This is a genomic window from Desulfomicrobium norvegicum, assembly GCF_900114595.1.
In the GTDB taxonomy this organism is placed as follows: domain Bacteria; phylum Desulfobacterota; class Desulfovibrionia; order Desulfovibrionales; family Desulfomicrobiaceae; genus Desulfomicrobium; species Desulfomicrobium macestii.
On the sequence record NZ_FOTO01000012.1, the window covers coordinates 113542 to 131972 of the forward strand.

Below are 18431 nucleotides of genomic sequence, written 5' to 3' on the forward strand. Positions count from 1 at the left end.
CGGCTTTAAGCCGCCCTTTTTCATTCATGCACTGGCAATCCATTCCCGTCACAGTTACCCGCAGCCATCGCGCGCGCAAGGTCTGGCTCAAGATGCGCTCGTGTCAGGGCCTTGAGATAGTCTTGCCCTACCGCGTCTCGACCTCCGAAGTTCCGGCCATTCTCGAACGTCATCAAAAGTGGATTCAGAGCCATCTGGCCCAGCTGTCGGCCCGCAATGAAGCCCCGGGGCAAAATCCGTTGCCCGAGGCCGTCGAGCTTCCATTTCTGGGTCGCGCCTACCGCGTTCAGTACGAAACAGGGCCCCGGACCAGGCTTGCGGTCACCGGGGACATGCTTCGAATTTTCCTGCCGCAAGGAGAGACACTTGCAGGCGCGCTTGTTCTGCAGCGCTGGCTCGTGGAGATGGGCAAAGTCAATTTGGCACCCTTGTGCCGGGATCTTGCGGCGGCGCATGGAGTGGGTATAAGCGGGGTGCGGGTGCGCAACCAGCAGGGACGATGGGGAAGCTGTTCCGCGCGTTTCGGGATCAGTCTCAACGCCAAGCTGCTTTTTTTGCGGCAGGAGCTGGCGAGACATGTGATTCTGCACGAGCTCTGTCATGTGGAGCATCGCAACCACGGCCCCGCATTCCGGTCCGCCTTGCGCAAGCTCGATCCGCTCACGGTCAGTCATGAATCCGAAATTCGCAGGGCATGGGACGAGCTTCCGGGCTGGTCCAAGCTGCGCGCCAAGGGCGGGTGATGGTTGGTGACGAATCGTCCGGGCGGAAAAACAAAAAAAGGAGACGACATGCGACGACTACTGATTGTGTTGCTGGCCCTTGGATTTTTTGGATGCACGCAGGAAGCCCAGAACCAGCTCGGCCGGACCATCCAGAACTGGACCGGCACCAACGGGGTGCTTGAGGTCTATTCCGGTGACAAGCTGGTGCGCCGTTTCGTCAAGATAGACAAACTCTCAACGGCCTACGGCACCTCCGACAGCCAGGCCCGTGGATACCGTTTTGGATACGGCATCGCGGATACGGACCTGGACGGCCTGCCCGGCGCAAACGAAAAGAAGGTCTATTTCGAGGTCTCGGAATTTTCAACATACGTCTTCTACGAACAACCGTAGGGGCGTGATCCCAAACAATGCCCCCAGAATCCCCGTAGGGGCAGACCTACGTGTCTGCCCAACCTCGATGTCTGCCCAGGCGGCCACGCAGGGCCGAAGAAGGGCGGTCACGCAGGACCGCCCCTACGCGGTGCGGATCCCCGGCCGACAATGCAACAATTGATCCCAGGCCGTCCCATCGTAGGGGCAGACCCACGTGTCTGCCCAATCGCGGTGTCTGCCCGGGTGGTCACGCAGGACCGAAGAAGGGCGGTCACGCAGGACCGCCCCTACGCGGTGCGGGTCCCCGGCCGACAATGCAACAATTGATCCCAGGCCGTCCCATCGTAGGGGCAGACCTACGTGTCTGCCCAACCGCGGTGTGAATCCCAGGCCAACAACGCAACGATCGATCCCAGGCCGTCCCACCGTAGGTGGACTGCCTTAAGGATGACGGACACGGCTTGAGAGGTTATCTTCCGCTCATGAGGAGACACACATGGGAAGATCAGCCAAGTATTCAAAAGAATTCAAATTATCTGCGGTCAAGCTCGTTACCGAGTTGGGGTATTCGTGTCGTGTGGCCGGAGAGCAATTAGGTTGCAGTTCGTGGTCAGTACGTGATTGGGTCCGACAATTCCGTGCCAGCGGAGAGATTCCAGCGGCTGAAGTCACTGATGCTGCCGCGCAGGACGCTAAAGCTTTGCGGGAAGAAAATGCCCGTCTGCGTTTGGAGGTGGAGATTTTAAAAAAGGCTGCGGCGTACTTTGCCAAGGAATCTCTGTAAAGTACGCATGGATAAAAACACTGAGAGATCAATATCCTGTAAATTTACTGTGCAAACTGGCCAGAGTCAGTGCCAGCGGTTTTTATGGATGGTTGTCCGCTCGAAAAAGCCGGCGGGCAACTCGAAATGAGACGTTGCGTGAGGCAGTCCGCTTTTACCATCGCCAAAGCAATGGTATTTACGGATATCGAAAGGTGCACAGAGACCTCGTCGAAGACGCGGGTCTGTCGTGTAGTCTTGAGACTGTGCGTCGTGTCATGCAGGTGGAAGGGTTACGATCCAAAATTATCCGTAAGCATCGCTATCCCTCCAAATCGGAACGGCCAGGCTCTAGGCCGGACAACGTGCTTGCGCGAACTTTTCAGGCTTCAGCCCCCGATCGAAAGTGGGTGGCAGATATTACTTATTTATGGACGAACGAAGGCTGGCTTTACTTGGCAATAGTGTTGGATCTGTTTTCAAGACGAGTTGTCGGCTGGTCGATGTCAGATCGCGCAGACGCACAGTTGGCATGTCAAGCATTACGGGCTGCGGTTCAGCGCCGAAAGCCTAATGCTGGTTTGCTTCATCATAGTGACCAAGGCTGCCAGTATACCAGCGAAGCCTTCAGGACGGCCCTCGCCCAAAGTGGACTCGAATGCAGCATGAGCCGTCGAGGAAACTGTTGGGACAACGCCGTCGCTGAAAGCTTCTTCAGCAAGCTGAAAAAAGAATGGATCTGCGATAAACGATATCGGACATACAGCGAAGCACGGTTGGATGTTTTTATCTATCTGGAAAGTTTCTACAATCGGCAGAGGCGTCATGCCTTTTTGGGATATCTGAGTCCCGAGGCATTCGAAAAATCATTTTATCAGAGACAGCGAAACAGGGCGGCTTAACCTCCCGGTCTGTGTCCATTTTTTCTGTGGCAATCCAAGGGGCGAAAAATTTTTCGCCCCTACCATCGCACCGCAATCCCAAACAATGCCCACCATAACACCCGTAGGGGCAGACCTACGTGTCTGCCCAATCGCGGTGTGAATCCCAGGCCGACAACGCAACGATCGATCCCGGCCCGTCCCACCGTAGGGGCAGACCTATGTGTCTGCCCGGGCGGTCACGCAGGACCGCCCCTACGGACCAATCCGGCCAGGGCCGCCACGCCCCAGGGGAGACAATCCTCGTCCAGGCGGAAACAGGAATTGTGCAGTCCGCCCTGGCCCTGTGCGTCGCAGGCTCCGCAGCCCATGAAGATGAAGCAGCCTGGAACCTCGTTCAGGTAGTACGAAAAATCTTCTCCCGCCATGACCGGCTCTATCTCATCCTCCACGTTGTCGGAAAGGCTGCGCAGCAAATTCACGGCCCGGGCAGTGCTTGCGGCGTCGTTCACCACCACCGGGAATCCGCGCACGTAATCAAGCTCGGCCTTGACGCCCATGCCCTGCGCCAGGTTGCCGACAAGGTCCTGCATCTGGGCCTGCACGAAATTGCCGGTCTTCTCCGTCAGGGCGCGCACCGTGCCTTGCAGGAACGCCTTGTCCGGGATGGTGTTGTAGCTGTTTCCGGCCTCGAAGCGGGTCACGCTCAGGACCGCTCGCTCATGCGGCGCGACCCTACGGGAGATGATGCCCTGCAGGGCGGTGACCAGATGGCTTCCGGCCAGGATGGGGTCCGTGCAGTGATGCGGGGCCGAGGCGTGACCGCCCTTGCCTGTGAGTGTGATGGAGAAAACATCCGGCCTGGCCATGAGCGGGCCCTTGCGCGTCCCGAACCAGCCCGCGGGTTGTCCGGGCCAGACGTGCAGGCCGTACACCGCGTCCACGCCGTCCAGGCATCCGGCCTCTACCATGGCTTTGGCCCCTCCCGGCTGGAATTCCTCGTTGGGCTGGAAGAGAAAACGCACTCCGGCCCGCAAGGTCTCGCTTTGGCCGGCAAGCAGCCGCGCCGCCCCAAGCAGCACGGCCGTGTGGGCGTCGTGACCGCACATATGGCCATGGCCTGCAATTTCGGAGGCGAATTCGAGCCCGGATTCTTCCTGGATCGGCAGCGCGTCCATGTCCGCGCGCAGCGCGATGCAAGGACTTCCGTCCGGGCCGTGAAGATCGGCGACGATCCCGCCGCCCACGTCCTCGCGTACGCTCAGATTCAGCTTGCCGAGTTCGCGCAGCACCAGCGCCCGTGTCCTTGGAAGCTCCGCCCCGACCTCGGGAAAGCGGTGCAGTTCGCGGCGGACGGCGCGCACATGATCCAGTTGTTCAAGGGCGAGGGCCAGAAGGTTCGTACTCATTTGATCGCCTCCTCAATGGTCACGGACACGACTCCGATGTCCGTGCGCCATGTCCAGCCGATCCGGTCCCAGAATCTGCGCCCGGTTTCGTTGTCCGTGAACAGAAAGGCGTGAGCCTTTTCAAGGCCGAGCGCGGCAAGCCCCTCAAGGGCGCGCGTTATCATCTGCCGCCCGACGCCACGGTGCCTAAAGTCATCGCGCACGCAGAGATGGTGCAGGTAGCCCCTGCGCCCGTCATGACCGGCCAGAACAGTGCCGACAAGAAGTTCGTCTGCCCAGGCGCATTGGCTCAGGTCCGGATTGCGCTGCAGGTAGGACTGCATGGCCTGCGCTTCGTCGGCCGCGGACAGGCCTATGCCGGGAGTATTTTGCCACAGTGCCATCGCCGCTGCGTGATCGCTGATGGACATGGGGGATATACGTATTTGGTGCATGGTGGAGTCCTATGAGCTGCCAGGTCGCGGGTAGAAAATAATCATTCATTGTGCGTATTTTGAGAGCCGGGATCAAGCGGATATTGGCAATCAATTCCGATCTGTTTTGGTCCGGCCATTGTCATTTTTTGTTGATTCCCTTACGAAAGGCCGAGCGGGCACGTGTCCGCGTCCATCAAAGCCAAAGCCCCATGGGAGGAAGATAATATGAAATTTCTGGATGAACTGAACGTGAGCGGCAAACGGGTCCTCATGCGTGTCGACTACAACGTGCCTCTCAAAGGCGAGACCATTGTCGACGACAACCGCATCAAACAGAGTCTGCCGACTCTGAAGTTGGCCCTGGACAATGGTGCGTCCCTGGTCATTTGCTCCCATTTGGGCAGGCCCAAGGGCGCTCCGGCCCCGGAATTCTCCCTGAAGCCCGTGGCCGTGCGCCTGGCGGAGCTGCTCGGACGCGAGGTGCGCATGGCTCCGGATTGCATCGGTCCCGAAGTTCAGGCCATGGCCGAGGGGCTCAAGCCCGGCGAGGTCCTGCTGCTTGAGAACCTGCGCTTTCATCCCGGCGAGACCAAGAACGATCCCGATTTCAGCCGTGAGCTGGCCAAGCTGGGAGATGTCTACGTCAATGATGCGTTCGGCGCTTCCCATCGCGCGCACGCCTCCGTGGTCGGGGTTACGGAATACATCAAGGATTGCTGCGGTGGCCTGCTGCTCAAGAAGGAATGGCAGTACCTGGGCGAAGCCCTGGAGAATCCGGCCCGCCCCTTCGTGGCCATCATCGGCGGCGCCAAGGTTTCCTCGAAACTCGGCATCCTGAAGGCGCTTTTGGAAGAGGTCGACTCCATGATCGTGGGCGGCGCCATGGCCAATACCTTCCGCAAGGCCCAAGGCTTCGAGGTCGGAACCTCGCTCGTTGAGGACGACCTGCTGGAAGAGGCCATGTCCATCATGGTCGAGGCGCGGGAAAAGGGAGTGAAGTTCTATCTGCCCGTGGATTTCATCCTCGGCACCGACCCGAAGGGCGGCATCGCGTCTGGCGTGCGTACCTATCAGGACATTCCCGCCGACGAGATGATCCTGGACACCGGCCCCGCCTCGCACACGCTTTTCGCTGAGGTCATCAAGAACGCCGGCACCGTGATCTGGAACGGCCCCATGGGCGCTTTTGAGAATCCGGCCTTTGCCCAGGGCTCCATCAATCTGTGCCGGATGGTGGGGGCTGTCTCCGGAATGACCATTCTCGGCGGCGGTGACACCAACGTCATCGTGGAGCAGCTGGGCATGGCGGACAAGTTCTCTTTCATCTCGACCGGCGGCGGTTCCTTCCTGGAATTTTTGGAAGGCAAGGAGCTGCCTGCCTTCACCGCCCTGGAGAACAAGTCATGAAAAAGCTGCTCATGGCCGCCAACTGGAAGATGTACAAGACGGTGGAGGAGGGCGTGGCCACGGCCAGGGAACTGGTCTCGCTGCTGGGCACATTGCCCCAGGACAGGGAAGTGCTCGTCTGCCCGCCGTTCACCATGATGCACTCCGTGTGTCCCATCCTCGCGGGGAACGCGGGCTGCCACTCCGGGGCCCAGAATTTCTATCCCGCCGCGCAGGGAGCCTTTACCGGAGAAGTCGCCCCGGAGCAGCTTCTGGACCTTGGCTGCACGTACGCCCTGGCCGGACACTCCGAGCGCAGGCACGTTCTGGGCGAGATGGACGAGCTGATCGGGCGCAAGGTGGCCTTTGGCCTTGAAGCCGGCCTGAAGATGATCCTCTGCATCGGCGAGACCAGCGTCGAGCGAAGACTCGGTCAGATCGAGGAAGTTCTGGTTCGCCAACTCGAAAGCGGGCTGGCCGGAGTGTTGTCCACCGCCACGGCGGAGAATCTTGCGGTTGCGTATGAGCCTGTCTGGGCCATCGGCACGGGCGATGTGGCAGGACCTGATGAAATCCTGGCGGCGCATGCCTTGGTGCGTTCCAAACTTGAGTCGTTGTTGCCGAGCGAAGGCGCTCAAATCCGCATTCTTTACGGCGGTTCCGTCAAGCCCGACAACGCCGCCGCCATCATCCGCCTTGACAATGTGGACGGTGTGCTGGTAGGCGGCGCAAGTCTCAAAGCGGACAGTTTCAGTCAGATCGTGCTCGCATAATTTAGGAGGTATTTTTTTGAACTCCCTGATGATAACCATACATGTCATTGCCTGTGTCACCCTTGTCGTTCTCGTCTTGCTGCAATCCGGCAAGGAGGGCATGGGGATAATCTTCGGCGGTGGCGGCGGCTCCGTTTTCGGATCCACCGGTGCCGGCAATTTGCTCAGCAAGTTGACTGCCGGAGCGGCGACCGTGTTTTTTCTGACCTCCATGATTTTTACGTATGTCAGCACGCAGAAGCACGCTTCCCCCAAGGAATCCATCGTGATCGACATGCCCGTGACCCAGACCCCCACAGCTCCCGCCGGAGTCACCACGGCTCCTGCTGAAGAATCTGCAGGCCAGGAAAAAAATCAGTAAAAAAATACTGGACAAACCGGTGGAGCATCGCTAAAGACTGCTTCTCCGGTTTGCGGGATTAGTTCGCAAATTTGAATGCTTAGATGTCGAAGTGGTGGAATTGGTAGACACGCTATCTTGAGGGGGTAGTGGGGTATCCCGTGGGGGTTCGAGTCCCCCCTTCGACACCATCTAAAAAGATAAGCCGCTGAAATGTAAAAATTTCAGCGGCTTTTTCTTTTTTAGGGTTCCGGCGTGAGTTGCGGATTCGTTCTCGGCCGTGAAAAGACGGGGCTATCTTTGAAAATGGTGATGGCGACGCTGGGTTTTCCATCTCTCTCGATTGATGGAGGGGGCGAGTATTGCGGACATGCCCATGCAGCCCGTGCTGCCTGACTGCGGGTTGTGGTAGGTTCGCTGGACCTGGGAGGTCAACGCGTTTACCGAATCTTCAAAACCAAAAGGGATATGCCATGCACCATGACGCCTTCGCCAATCTGGACGCCCTGAAGTCCAAACTCGACGCTCATCGTCCCCTCGCGCCGGAACTTGTCCGGAACCTGCGCGAGGACATGGTGCTGAGGTACACCTACCATTCCAACGCCATCGAGGGGAACACGCTGACCCTCATGGAAGTCAAGGTGATCCTGGAAGAAGGATTGGGCATCGGCGGCAAATGCTGCGGCATCACCTCGAAGTCATCAACCATGCCGACGCCATCACGTATCTGGAAAGCCTCGTGAAGGAGAACGTCCCGCTTGATGAGCGCATATTGAAGGAACTGCATCAGCTTGTCCTGCGGGGTATCGACAACGAGGCTGGCGTTATCGCGGCTGCAACGTCATCATCTCAGGCGCAGGGCATACCCCGCCTGATCACCTCCATGTCGGCGAACGCATGCAGAGCTTCTTTGATTGGTACCATGGGGAGCCCCAGAGGCTTCATCCCGTTGAAAGGGCTGCCAAGATGCATGTCGACCTGGTCATCATCCATCCCTTCCGGGACGGCAACGGCAGGACCTCCAGGCTCGTCATGAACCTGGAACTCATGCGGGCAGGATTTCCGACCGCCATCATTCCGGTGGAGGATCGGGCCGCCTATTACGAGAATCTGGACAAGGCGGGGAAGGACATGGATTACGGCCCATTTGTCCAGCAGCTTGGTCAGCTGGTCGAACGAAGTTTCGAGCCATATTGGTATCTGCTCGGCATAGCCTAGCTGTTAAACACAACAACGAACGAAAAGCCCTGGAGTCACAAACTCCGGGGCTTTTCGTATTTGGAGGATTTCATGGCTGATGATGTTTTGCAGATCCTGAAGGCTGCGTGCAAGCCTGTCGATAGAGTGGATCCACAAGGTGTCGCCTTCATCCAGGCGGGAGAGGCAGTCCTGAAGCTCTGGTCTGTCAGTGTTTTTACCCGACGCCTTCTCTTCATAGATCTTCCAGAAATCAACCTTGCAGTCGGCCAGTTGGCGAACTGTATTTTGCTCGTGGGTGCTCACCCTGACATATCCGACGTTGCGTCCATTCATTGGTGTCTCCGGCATTGAAATTTGGGTCTCTTGCCAGAAATCGTGCCCATAACTGTGCCCGGAAAGGGTATGCGCAAAAAGAAAACAAAGTTTAAAACTTTCAGAAATAATCTCAAAAAATCAGGTTGTTTTAGCAAAATCTTGAATATTCGTGTTTTATATTGAAATATCGATGATTTTGTCGAAATTTCGGTCGATGATGTGCTTTGAATTCTTATTAATCCCCTAACGTGTTGAATATGCGGTTCTTATTTGAGTTTATAAATAGGCATGGTGATTGCTTATGTGCTAGATAGTTGTTCTGAAAAATTCATGCAGAGATGTTGTCCAAGGTCAATAATTTCATTTTTGACATATATATTGTGATATTAAGAAATGCCATGCTTATCATCAAGTGTATTGTCAATAATTCAGAAATTATTTTTTATATAATTTTAACACCATGGAGGTGGTTTGTGAATGTATTAACTGCCTCCATGGCAACAATAAATTATCATACTGTGCATATTCTCTGGATATAATTTGGTGCAACATTGAAACACGGAGGCGTATTTGCGTGGGAAATAACGAACATTCGCATGAGCATCATCACCATGGTCATGACCACCATCATCACGACAACGATTTCACGGACTACATGGCAGCGGTTACGGAGTATCGCAAGTCCTTCGCCAGTAAGGCCGATGTCATGACCCAGGCTCCAGATCCAGCTGTCCGCGAAATGGTAGCGTACATGGACAGTATCGGCTGCGAAAACTGTTTTGACCGTTTCGACAAGCAGAAGCCTCACTGCGCCTTTGGTCTGGCCGGCATCTGCTGTAAGGTTTGTTCGCTTGGGCCGTGCAAGATCACGGAAAAAGCGCCGCGCGGCACATGCGGGGCCAATGCGGATCTCATAGTCGCTCGAAACTTGGCGCGTGCTGCTGCCGGTGGTGTTGCCGCCCATGGCGCCCGGGCCCGCGAAGTCATGCTGACACTGAAAAAAGCCGCTGCCGGCGAAATTGATCTTCCCATTGAAGGCGCAGACAAAGTCATGGCTGTCGCGAAGATGTACGGCCTGGAGACGGATGGACGGACGGTCGAAGCCTTGGCCGGCCAGATCGCAGACATCCTCCTTGAGGATATGAGCAGGACGGTTCCCGGTACGCATCGAACGCTGACTGCCGTCGCTCCTGCCGAGCGCCAGGCAACGTGGAGCGAACTGGGACTGACGCCTATCAGTTCCTATCACGAAGTATTCGAAACCTTGCACGCCACAACGGTGGGCACCCAGGGCGACTGGCGTAAGGCCATGGATCAGTTTCTCCGTCTTGGGCTGACGTTTTCCATGAACAGCGTCGTGGGCGGATCCATCGCCAGCGACTGCCTGTATGGAGTCCCAACGCGCAGTTCCATCAAGGCAAATGTTGGCGCACTCAAGACGAATCATGTTAATATCGCCATACACGGTCACGCTCCCATGATGGCTATGGAGGTCATTAAGGCTTCCCGAACCGAAAAGTTCGTGAACATGGCCAAGGAGGCCGGAGCCGAGGGTATCCAGTTTTACGGCATCTGTTGTTCGGGTCTGTCGTCCATGTACCGCCTTGGCGGGGTTATCCCGCTGGCCAATGCGAATGGGTCGGAACTGGTCGTGGCGACCGGCGCCTTGGACCTCTGGCTTGCCGACATTCAGGAAGTGTTCCCGGGCATCATGGACGTGGCCAACTGCTTCAAGACCGTAATTGTCACGACCAACGAGTCTAACCGCCTGCCGGGTGCCGAGCATATCGGCTACAAGCGGGACATGTCTGATCTGAACAAGCTTCCCGAGTTGGCTGAAAAAATTCTGACCAGAGCCATTGAAAGTTTTATCAATCGCAGAGACGTCAAGAGGTATATTCCTCCCCATGAGGTTGAAGCGGAAGTGGGCTTCGGGTTGGAGTATCTCACGCAGTATTACGGCGGTAGCGTCAAGCCCATTGCGGACGCCCTGAAGGATGGTCGCATTCTCGGGATCATCAATCTCGCCGGTTGCACCAACACCCGCATCGTGTTCGAAAAAGCCATCGTGGATATCGCGGACATCCTCCTCAAAAACAACATACTCATTTTCACCAACGGATGCGCCTCGTTCCCGATGGCCAAGCTCGGCTACTGTTCGGTCAAGGGGCAGGAGAGATGCGGGGAAAGCTTGAAGTCGTTCCTGGGATCGGACATGCCTCCTGCCTGGCATTTCGGCGAGTGCATCGACAATGCCCACGCTGTGGCCGCGTTCGCAACAATCGCCGGTCAGACCGGGCATCACATCAAGGATCTGCCCTTCGCTGAAGTCACACCGGAATGGTCCAACGAGAAAGGCGTCGGCGCAGCCTTGGCTTTCCGCATGTTGGGATTTGACTCCTATCATTGTGTGCACGCCTCCGTTCAGGGGTCCCGCAAGGTCATGGATTTCCTTTACGGAGGAACCAGGGAGCTTCTTGGTTCCTGCATGAATGTCGACCCTGATCCTGCAAAAGTGGCCGGCATGATCATTTCGGATTTCAAAGCAGCCCGAAAGAAACTCGGTTGGGACAAATAGCCATGCATCAGCGCCGGCCTGGGGGCATCCCGGGCCGGCGATCCCTCTTTGGCAGTCGGCGGGAGGATCAGTGCTCAAGAAAGTGAATTCGGTGCAGATCAGAATGGCGTCTCCATGCCGCAGGGAATTCGCCAGGGATGTCTATCGTCCTGGCGTGATATCCTTGTCGCGAATTGTCTGGGGGTCTTTGGGCGCCGGTCTGTTGCTGGGCATTATCGCGCTCTTGTCTCGCATCTCGGGGATAGCGGTACTGTATCCGCCGCTGGCCGCGACGTGCTTCATCAACTCCACGTGTGTCTATCTGCGTGTGGCCAGGCCAAAACCGGTCATCGTCGCTCACTTTGTTTCGGCGATCTGCGGGTTGGCTGGCATATGGAGCGGTGAATTTCTGGCCGGAGGAACCGAGTTCGAGATCCCCCTCAAGCTCGGCTTGGCGGTTTTGTATGCCGGTGTGCTTATGCAGGTTTTCGATGCGGACCATCCACCCGCAGCCGCAACGGCAGTCATTCCTGTAATTCTGCCGCTTCCGATGGCTGCACATCTTTTTCCGGTATATATGGCCTGGGGTGCAACAATTACGGTACTTTTCGCCCTTGTCTGGAATCGTGTCTGGTTTGAATTTCCTGCTAGGGACGACGATCACTGCGTCAAGAATGCCGGTTTGTTTATGGAGAAACCGCAAGTTTTTGGTGTAGCAGTATGTTTTATCAGCGTTGTTTTGATGAGTTGCAAAAATTTTGAGCCATTCATGCATGATTTCGGCGCTTGGGGCATGACTCTTGGCGTCCTTGTTCTGGGATTGCACCATCTTGTCTCTGCCGTCATGATTCCTGTGACAGAAGGGTGATGATGATTCTGGGTCGATACAGGCTCTTCGGAGAAAGGCGCCAGCATGTTCTCTGGACACAGCAGAATGGGGGAGTGATTTCAAGAGGCCTTGCCGTGAGGCATGAACTGGACATCAGATGCCCGGCCCCTGTCGCCAGCGATCTCTTGTGCGTGTCAGGTTCTGCATCGCGCTTGAAACGCCCTTGACATGACTTCGCTCGCGGTCAAAGTCACTGAGAGTTTCCCCTTTCAGCCACCGAGGTGTCACATGGCGCAGAACGATTTCAAGTTGAATTTTAAAAGCTTTCAGCAGTTGCTGCTGGAAATGGCGCAGCAGCGTTCCGTGGATGACCTGCTTCAGCTGGTCACGTCGTCTCTGGTATCGAATCGCAACGTAGCCTTGGCCCGAGTCTGGATGGTTGCGCCTGGAGACATCTGCGAGACCTGTGTCGAACTTGCGTCATGCCCCGATCAGGGGCGCTGTCTTCATCTCATGGCCAGCCGGGGGCTCTCCACAGACAGCGTCACGACGTGGAACACGACCGAACACAGTGCCTATCGGCGCTTTCCAATCGGCGTGCGCAAGGTGGGGCGCATAGCCGCCACGGGGCAGCCGGGCTACGTCTCGGCCATCAACGGCAATTCTGACTGGATAGCCGACAGAGGTTGGATGCAGCGGGAGGGGATTGTCAATTTTGTTGGCCAGCCGCTTATCTTTAAAGGAGAGGTGCTGGGTGTGCTGGCGATGTTTACGCGGGTTGCCCTGGGAGAGGATTCCCTGGGACTCATGCGAATGATCGCGGATCATCTGGCCTACGCTGTCTCCAACACCCGTGCGTTTGCAGAGATTGAACGCCTCAAGCGGCAGATTGAAAGCGAAAATGCATACTTGCGCGCGGAAGTCAATCTGGCTCAGTCCTTTGGCGGCATCATCGGCACAAGCAACGCCCTCTTGCAGATTTTGCGCAAGATTGAACTCGTGGCTCCCATCGACACGAGCGTGCTCATTACCGGAGAGTCCGGCACGGGTAAGGAGCTTGTCGCCCGCGAGATTCATACAAGGAGCAAACGTGCCCGCCGCCCGATGATCAAGGTCAACTGTGCGGCCATCCCCAAGGATCTTTTTGAAAGCGAATTTTTCGGACATGTCCGCGGTGCTTTTACTGGGGCGCACAGAGATCGTGAGGGCTTCTTCCGTACAGCGGATGGGGGGACTCTGTTTCTCGACGAAGTCAGCGAGATCCCCTTGGAGTTGCAGGGCAAGCTCCTACGCGTTCTGCAAGAGGGGGAATATCAGCGTGTCGGCGAAGAAAAGGTTCTCAAGGTGGACGTCCGCGTGATCTCCGCTACAAACCGTCAACTGGCGCAGGAGGTCTCGGCCGGTCGTTTTCGTGAGGATCTCTACTACCGGCTGAATGTTTTTCCCTTCAGCATGCCGTCCTTACGTGAACGTAAAGAAGATATCCCTTTGCTGGTTGCGCATTTCGTCGATTTGATATGCAAAAAGCTGAATCGTCCGGAACCCCACTTGACTCAGGCTGACATTGCCGCCCTGACTGTGCACGACTGGCCCGGCAATATCCGAGAGTTGCAGAATGTGATTGAACGGGCGGTCATCACCTCCCGGTTGGACCAGATCGACTCCCCGGCATCTGCCGGGCATCCGCTTACTTCCGTGCCCGTCGGTGAGGTTCACACGACCAAGCCGGTATCCGCAGGGCATGAAATCCTGACGGAGAAAGAGATTCGTAGCTTGGAAAAAGAAAATATCATTAGAGCTCTGCGCCTCTGCAATGGAAAAATTTATGGACGTAGAGGTGCTGGCGAGAAGCTTGGAATCAAACCGACTACTCTTATTTCAAGAATGAAAAAGATGAAAATTCAAGTAAACGATATATAGTATTTTAATACTATATTTTTATGATTATTTAAATTAATTTTTATGATTATTTTTTATTATTATATTAATAATCATGTATTATAATACAATTTTATGTGAATTTTTTAACAATAAGAATATAGTTTTGTATTGTGTATATATAAAATTTAAAATTGAAAGTTAATAAATTAACAATCTGAATTTTAATTTATGAATAGCTGATAATAGCTCATGCTCCTTGAGTTCTGGTTGAGTTAGATCAAAAATTCAAGGAGATGTTTATGACTTATTCTGAAATGCAAGACATTTTGATGAAAGAGCTTCGGCTCTATCATTACCCTGTTGCGGTGAAGTTTTTTTATGACCCTGAAAAAGTGGCGTTTTTTAAAGAAAGGGTGGATGAATATCATTCGCCTCTTAAGGCGATGACATTTTGTCAGTGGGAACTCGCGGCGCGAATGAAGGGGCAGGTTGTGTACAGCGAGGTGGATGGCCTGGGTTGCGGAAATGCGCAATACTGTTTCGGTTGGAAAGATCTGGATGCTGGTGAAATTAAGGGACATGCAAAGTATGTAAAGAATTTAGAACAGGCGGAGCGTTTTGTGATGTCAAAAACGCGAATGCCGTCTGGACTGCTTGGTATTGCCGTCGCTCCTCTTGCTAAAGCGGAGGTCTTCGATGGTCCGGATACGGTGCACTTCTATTGTGACAATATGCAGGCGTATCATTTGGCCGTTGATTACATGGCGGCGACAGACACACACCCACTGCAAACAAATATTACCATGAATTCTTCTGCATGCGGTGGAAATGTCTGGAGTTTCGTGTCTCAAAAATTCAACATGCTACCTGCCTGTTCTGGTAGTTATAACGCTGGAAAGACAGAGCGTGGCGAGATAAACGTCATGATTCCAGGCGATCACATTAATGCGGTCGTGGCTAGACTGATAGAGCGAATCGATACTCTTGGAAGCAGCGCAATCACTCGACCCGGTGATGGATTTCCAGGTGCTGATATTTGTAAAAATTGTCCGCTTATTGTGTTCAAAAAAGCAAAATGATTTTTTTTTTTTTTTGGTTTTATGTCGTTATGCAATACGTTGCTGATGGTATTGTAGCGATATGTGATTTATACAAATCGTTGTAAATTTGTTAGGGCTGAAAATGGCCGAATTTTCACGCTTTTCATGATGTGAAAAATCATGTCGCGTGGATTTCGGCCATTATCAGTAGGTGTAATGGATGGTGTTGGTGCGCGAGATGCGGTCTATAAGTGGGCATCAGTCGAGGTGTGGTCGCAAGAACATTGGAGCAAAGTATGAAAAATATATAGAAGACCTGTGAGCTTGTCTCTCACAGGTCTTTTTTGTGAACTTCGTGATACAGTTGTTAGAATTTACTAATTTAGGAATTACATTTATCAGAAATTTGTGAGATATATGATAAGAGTTGGAAAACTCTGGATGTGTAAATTAATACGTGTCTTACGCTATCATAATGGGGACATTTGATTTGCTTAAATTCTATCGACATCCTGTTCCTCTGCCAAAAATGTCTCTTCCTGCAAGAGGGTTGTAGAGCTTCATAATTGCTGTCTTCATAATGTCTATGGACTGCGACTGGATGATAAGATTTATAAGGATCTCATTTTTTTCTTTTGGTAGAACACAAGCATTGTTTTCATCAAATGTTAGATCACAAAATGCTTTCATTAACTTTTTGTGATCTTTTGAGCTCATTTCAATTGGAATTATCTTTGTTGATTGAATATCAACGATGTGATCGCTCAAGCCAATATTTTCAATGATAGGCATTACTTTATCATTAAGTACTATATTAATATGGTAGTTATTCATTTTATCCTCTTATTAGTTAGTGTTTAAAAGATCGAAGTATATTTTTTCCGTATATTTAATGATAATTATAATTATTATTTCAAATTATGATCATCATTATTAGCGATATCAAATTTATGAAGAATAAATCCTTCATGAATTAAAATTTCACATCTGCTTGATTAGCAAGCTGCGTACCGTTTGCCTCTAGTAGTCCTGATGTATTGGTTTCGTCTTGAAAGTGTGGGGTGCTCATGTCCTTGAAAGGTTAATATTGATGAGGGTTATCAAGGAATGTTGCATTATTTTGCTTGGCTATGATCTTCATAATAACTGAGTAGTTATTGAGTGGCTGTATGGAATGAGGTTAATTGATAGCTGGGTAGAACGGAATTTCGTGCCGTTTATGGCGATTCTTTGTTTATTATCATGAATTTTCGTTATAAATGGTGCTCCTAAATTGAAAATACCTGTCTATCCTGGGGAGCTAAGGCTCGAATTGTTGAGTTTGGAAGCTATGATGATATGCATGAAACAGCAGGACAAAGAGAAGGCGGGTGCCTTGCAGCTGTCCTGCTTTTCCGTAGTTTCGGCCTGTACGGGATTGACATCAATCTCATCCAGGAAATGAACAGGCAGATGGATATGACCAAGGTGCCCCAGGCTCCGGCCTATGTGCTTGGCATCATGAACCTGCGCGGGCGCATCGTGAGCAACATCGACCTGGGCCTCAAGCTGGGCCTGGCGCCATCGAAAACCACGGAAACCAGTCGTATCATCATCGTCAACTCGCGCGACGAGAACATTGGCTTGCTGGTGGACCGCATCACCGACGTGGTCACGTCCAAGTGGAGAGGCGTGGAGTCCAATCCTTCCAATATCAAGGAAGTGAAGGGAACGGCAGGTCTGTTTTCTGGGAACCCTCAAGTTCCCCAGGGGTCTCATCGCGCTACTGGATATCGGGGAAGTTTAAACGCGGATTAGTGAAATATTGCTTTAAGTTACATTTTTTTACTATTTTTATGGTTTTTCCTAGATTGGTGTGGGTAAAAGGTCCGCTTATTCAGCATGAGCAGACGCAAGGCCTGCCGCATCGCGTCAGCGTCTTTTCGTATTTCTTTCGTCTACACGAGGCTGCTTTGCAGGGTGTTTCCCTAAATTTTTTCTTGATTCTGTGTGGTCAAGAATGTAGGTCATAAATTACATATTGTTTTTGTTCTTAACTAGCTAAATTTGATTGATTTTAAAGAATTAGCTGCTACGCCTGCGCTACACCCCCTTCGACACCATCTAAAAAGATAAGCCGCTGAAATGTAATAGTTTCAGCGGCTTTTTCTTTTTTGCAGTTCTGGTCTGAGTTAGCTTGCCATGAATCTGGAAGCCCTTTTAGGCTGAGTCGGATTGAACTCGCCACGTAAAGGAGTTCTTGCTCCGGCGTTGCGCAATATTCTTTCAGAGGGTACGGATGAACAACTTGGGGGATTTGCTGTTGAATGGGTACGCGCAGCGTCGGGAAGAGTTTGGGAAGACGTTATTGTTGGCGGCATTGGCGCGGAAAATTATCAACTTCCATACCGCCAAGCTTCATGCATGGACCATGAGGGCCTTGAAGTGATGCTCCTCGAAATTCTTGTTTCATTCCGCGTTGATTGGCCGTGCGAAGAATGCTTCAAAATCCAAATGCTTGTCGAAGATGTGTAAAACGTTGATGGTTTAAATGGTGTGAGATGAAGAAATGTTTGAAGCGATTTATTATTTTCGTGACCGCAATAATTTTTTCATTAGCAATAGTTTTTTTGTATCTGCTGCCGACATCTGCTGATGTTATTGATGAGAAGGAATCTCCGTATCAGACTATTTTCATCTCAGAGGCTAATGGGATACGTAGAATGCATGTCGGGTCGTTGTTGGATAGATCAAGTGCCATGGATTTGAAAGACCCGTATCGACACGTTTATGAGTACACGGCAATGATGATGCTGGTATCCGGCTATGTGGATGCGCCGAAAAAAATTCTCGTGGTCGGACTTGGCGGCGGAACCGTCACTCGTACCCTCAGGATGATCTACCCCGATGCGGAAATCACGAATGTCGAATTCGACCCCGAGATCGTAGCCATGGCCAGGCAGTATTTCGGGTATGCGGAAGACGCAAAGATGAAGCTTGTGGTGGAGGATGCTCGGCGCTGGCTGCGGAGAACCACAGAGCAGTTCGATATGATTTTACTCGACGCCTATCACGGAGGATATATTCCTTTTCATCTGACCACTCGCGAGTTTCTGGGGATTGTCCGTGAGCGGCTCTCGCAAGGCGGCGTAGTCTGTTCGAACACCTGGATCAGTCAGGCCCTTGCCGATCGTGAATCGGCAACATACCATGCGGTTTTTGGTGGATTTCATCATTATATTGGCAAGTTGTCGACAAATCGAATTGTTGTGGCCGCGCCCGGCGGCCTGCCTTCTCCCGAGGTGGTGCGTAACAGGCTTGCGGAGCTGGAAGCTACGCGCAAGCCGCAGCGTCTCGATTTGAAGGGCATGTTCGAGAACCATTTCGCACCTAATCCGACCTGGCCCGACGGTACGAAGGTTTTGACCGACGATTACGCTCCGGTTAACCTTTTGAAGGATGATACATAGTCGATCCTGAAAAACTGTTAAAACGCCACGTCAGGCACAAACCTGTAGCGGCTGAACATTAGGTCGAAGTACGTGTCCAAGGAATTTGAGGC

The 18431-nt window shown here is 53.0% G+C and carries 20 protein-coding genes and 1 tRNA gene; 17 read left to right on the forward strand and 4 right to left on the reverse strand.

Annotation, left to right across the window (positions count from 1 at the left end):
• Positions 1 to 26: 26 nt before the first annotated feature.
• From BMZ24_RS15600 to BMZ24_RS15615, 4 genes are all read left to right on the forward strand, one after another.
• Positions 27 to 743: a M48 family metallopeptidase gene (locus BMZ24_RS15600; RefSeq protein WP_161949188.1), complete on the forward strand. Its 717-nt coding sequence runs from the start codon at positions 27 to 29 to the stop codon at positions 741 to 743.
• Positions 744 to 791: 48 nt separating this feature from the next.
• Positions 792 to 1118: a hypothetical protein gene (locus BMZ24_RS15605; protein WP_092193688.1), complete on the forward strand. Its 327-nt coding sequence runs from the start codon at positions 792 to 794 to the stop codon at positions 1116 to 1118.
• Between the two features lie 478 nt (positions 1119 to 1596).
• Entirely contained in the window at positions 1597 to 1884 is a 288-nt protein-coding gene (locus tag BMZ24_RS20220) for a transposase (RefSeq protein ID WP_092193689.1), read from the forward strand.
• 20 nt (positions 1885 to 1904) lie between these two features.
• Positions 1905 to 2765 (forward strand): IS3 family transposase, encoded by an 861-nt coding sequence (locus tag BMZ24_RS15615; protein WP_244150387.1) that lies wholly within the window; start codon positions 1905 to 1907, stop codon positions 2763 to 2765.
• 218 nt (positions 2766 to 2983) lie between these two features.
• On the opposite strand, the gene BMZ24_RS15620 is transcribed toward BMZ24_RS15615, so the two are convergent.
• Together BMZ24_RS15620 and BMZ24_RS15625 are read right to left on the reverse strand one after the other, a co-directional pair.
• A complete protein-coding gene (locus BMZ24_RS15620) occupies positions 2984 to 4153 on the reverse strand; it encodes a M20 metallopeptidase family protein (RefSeq protein WP_092193691.1) in 1170 nt (389 codons plus the stop codon).
• Positions 4150 to 4587, reverse strand: a complete 438-nt coding sequence (locus BMZ24_RS15625; protein WP_092193692.1) for a GNAT family N-acetyltransferase — start codon at positions 4585 to 4587, stop codon at positions 4150 to 4152. Before BMZ24_RS15625 ends, BMZ24_RS15620 begins: the two co-directional genes overlap by 4 nt.
• Before the next feature lie 207 nt (positions 4588 to 4794).
• On the opposite strand from BMZ24_RS15625, the gene BMZ24_RS15630 reads away from it, so the two are divergent.
• The 6 genes from BMZ24_RS15630 (at position 4795) to BMZ24_RS20230 (ending at position 8286) form a co-directional block, all read left to right on the forward strand.
• Positions 4795 to 5976 (forward strand): phosphoglycerate kinase, encoded by a 1182-nt coding sequence (locus BMZ24_RS15630; RefSeq protein ID WP_092193693.1) that lies wholly within the window; start codon positions 4795 to 4797, stop codon positions 5974 to 5976.
• Positions 5973 to 6728 carry a triose-phosphate isomerase gene (tpiA, locus tag BMZ24_RS15635; RefSeq protein WP_092193694.1) on the forward strand — a complete coding sequence of 252 codons (756 nt, stop codon included), beginning with the start codon at positions 5973 to 5975 and terminating at the stop codon, positions 6726 to 6728. The genes BMZ24_RS15630 and tpiA overlap by 4 nt, the downstream gene beginning before the upstream one ends.
• A 16-nt stretch (positions 6729 to 6744) precedes the next feature.
• Entirely contained in the window at positions 6745 to 7089 is a 345-nt protein-coding gene (gene secG, locus BMZ24_RS15640; RefSeq protein ID WP_092193695.1) for a preprotein translocase subunit SecG, read from the forward strand.
• 85 nt (positions 7090 to 7174) lie between these two features.
• Positions 7175 to 7259: transfer RNA gene (locus BMZ24_RS15645), tRNA-Leu, on the forward strand.
• Between the two features lie 282 nt (positions 7260 to 7541).
• Positions 7542 to 7811, forward strand: a complete 270-nt coding sequence (locus BMZ24_RS20225) for a hypothetical protein (RefSeq protein WP_244150385.1) — start codon at positions 7542 to 7544, stop codon at positions 7809 to 7811.
• A 154-nt stretch (positions 7812 to 7965) separates the two neighbouring features.
• A complete protein-coding gene (locus BMZ24_RS20230; RefSeq protein WP_425266284.1) occupies positions 7966 to 8286 on the forward strand; it encodes a Fic family protein in 321 nt (106 codons plus the stop codon).
• A gap of 3 nt (positions 8287 to 8289) precedes the next feature.
• On the opposite strand, the gene BMZ24_RS15655 is transcribed toward BMZ24_RS20230, so the two are convergent.
• Positions 8290 to 8601: a recombinase family protein gene (locus tag BMZ24_RS15655; protein WP_143077934.1), complete on the reverse strand. Its 312-nt coding sequence runs from the start codon at positions 8599 to 8601 to the stop codon at positions 8290 to 8292.
• Positions 8602 to 9157: 556 nt separating this feature from the next.
• Here BMZ24_RS15655 and BMZ24_RS15660 point away from each other — a divergent pair.
• The 4 genes from BMZ24_RS15660 (at position 9158) to BMZ24_RS15675 (ending at position 14929) form a co-directional block, all read left to right on the forward strand.
• Entirely contained in the window at positions 9158 to 11161 is a 2004-nt protein-coding gene (locus tag BMZ24_RS15660) for an anaerobic carbon-monoxide dehydrogenase catalytic subunit (RefSeq protein WP_208599868.1), read from the forward strand.
• Between the two features lie 70 nt (positions 11162 to 11231).
• A complete protein-coding gene (locus tag BMZ24_RS15665; RefSeq protein ID WP_092193698.1) occupies positions 11232 to 12008 on the forward strand; it encodes an HPP family protein in 777 nt (258 codons plus the stop codon).
• A gap of 249 nt (positions 12009 to 12257) precedes the next feature.
• A complete protein-coding gene (locus BMZ24_RS15670; protein ID WP_092193699.1) occupies positions 12258 to 13889 on the forward strand; it encodes a sigma-54-dependent Fis family transcriptional regulator in 1632 nt (543 codons plus the stop codon).
• 254 nt (positions 13890 to 14143) lie between these two features.
• Entirely contained in the window at positions 14144 to 14929 is a 786-nt protein-coding gene (locus BMZ24_RS15675; RefSeq protein ID WP_161949189.1) for a DUF169 domain-containing protein, read from the forward strand.
• Positions 14930 to 15391: 462 nt separating this feature from the next.
• Here the strand turns inward: BMZ24_RS15675 and BMZ24_RS15680 are convergent, their stop codons facing one another.
• Positions 15392 to 15724, reverse strand: a complete 333-nt coding sequence (locus BMZ24_RS15680; protein ID WP_092193701.1) for a DUF6955 family protein — start codon at positions 15722 to 15724, stop codon at positions 15392 to 15394.
• 624 nt (positions 15725 to 16348) lie between these two features.
• Between BMZ24_RS15680 and BMZ24_RS15685 the strand changes: the two genes are divergently transcribed.
• The 3 genes from BMZ24_RS15685 (at position 16349) to BMZ24_RS15695 (ending at position 18339) form a co-directional block, all read left to right on the forward strand.
• The gene (locus tag BMZ24_RS15685; protein WP_244150386.1) at positions 16349 to 16687 is read left to right on the forward strand and encodes a chemotaxis protein CheW; all 339 of its coding nucleotides are present in this window, start codon (positions 16349 to 16351) and stop codon (positions 16685 to 16687) included.
• A 417-nt stretch (positions 16688 to 17104) separates the two neighbouring features.
• Positions 17105 to 17404: a hypothetical protein gene (locus BMZ24_RS19565; protein ID WP_143077935.1), complete on the forward strand. Its 300-nt coding sequence runs from the start codon at positions 17105 to 17107 to the stop codon at positions 17402 to 17404.
• Between the two features lie 38 nt (positions 17405 to 17442).
• Complete coding sequence (locus BMZ24_RS15695; protein WP_161949190.1) at positions 17443 to 18339, forward strand: spermidine synthase; 897 nt, start codon at positions 17443 to 17445, stop codon at positions 18337 to 18339.
• Positions 18340 to 18431 lie beyond the last annotated feature (92 nt).

Bases quoted from the DNA above. Each gene is read 5' to 3' on its own strand.
- BMZ24_RS15670 (WP_092193699.1), top strand. From the start codon at position 12,258: ATGGCGCAGAACGATTTCAAGTTGAATTTTAAAAGCTTTCAGCAGTTG.
- BMZ24_RS15605 (WP_092193688.1), top strand. From the start codon at position 792: ATGCGACGACTACTGATTGTGTTGCTGGCCCTTGGATTTTTTGGATGC.
- BMZ24_RS20220 (WP_092193689.1), top strand. From the start codon at position 1,597: ATGGGAAGATCAGCCAAGTATTCAAAAGAATTCAAATTATCTGCGGTC.
- BMZ24_RS15600 (WP_161949188.1), top strand. From the start codon at position 27: ATGCACTGGCAATCCATTCCCGTCACAGTTACCCGCAGCCATCGCGCG.
- BMZ24_RS15675 (WP_161949189.1), top strand. From the start codon at position 14,144: ATGTTTATGACTTATTCTGAAATGCAAGACATTTTGATGAAAGAGCTT.
- BMZ24_RS15625 (WP_092193692.1), bottom strand. From the start codon at position 4,587: ATGCACCAAATACGTATATCCCCCATGTCCATCAGCGATCACGCAGCG.
- BMZ24_RS15680 (WP_092193701.1), bottom strand. From the start codon at position 15,724: ATGAATAACTACCATATTAATATAGTACTTAATGATAAAGTAATGCCT.
- BMZ24_RS15630 (WP_092193693.1), top strand. From the start codon at position 4,795: ATGAAATTTCTGGATGAACTGAACGTGAGCGGCAAACGGGTCCTCATG.
- BMZ24_RS15655 (WP_143077934.1), bottom strand. From the start codon at position 8,601: ATGAATGGACGCAACGTCGGATATGTCAGGGTGAGCACCCACGAGCAA.
- BMZ24_RS20230 (WP_425266284.1), top strand. From the start codon at position 7,966: ATGCAGAGCTTCTTTGATTGGTACCATGGGGAGCCCCAGAGGCTTCAT.
- BMZ24_RS15620 (WP_092193691.1), bottom strand. From the start codon at position 4,153: ATGAGTACGAACCTTCTGGCCCTCGCCCTTGAACAACTGGATCATGTG.
- BMZ24_RS20225 (WP_244150385.1), top strand. From the start codon at position 7,542: ATGCACCATGACGCCTTCGCCAATCTGGACGCCCTGAAGTCCAAACTC.
- BMZ24_RS15685 (WP_244150386.1), top strand. From the start codon at position 16,349: ATGACCAAGGTGCCCCAGGCTCCGGCCTATGTGCTTGGCATCATGAAC.
- tpiA (WP_092193694.1), top strand. From the start codon at position 5,973: ATGAAAAAGCTGCTCATGGCCGCCAACTGGAAGATGTACAAGACGGTG.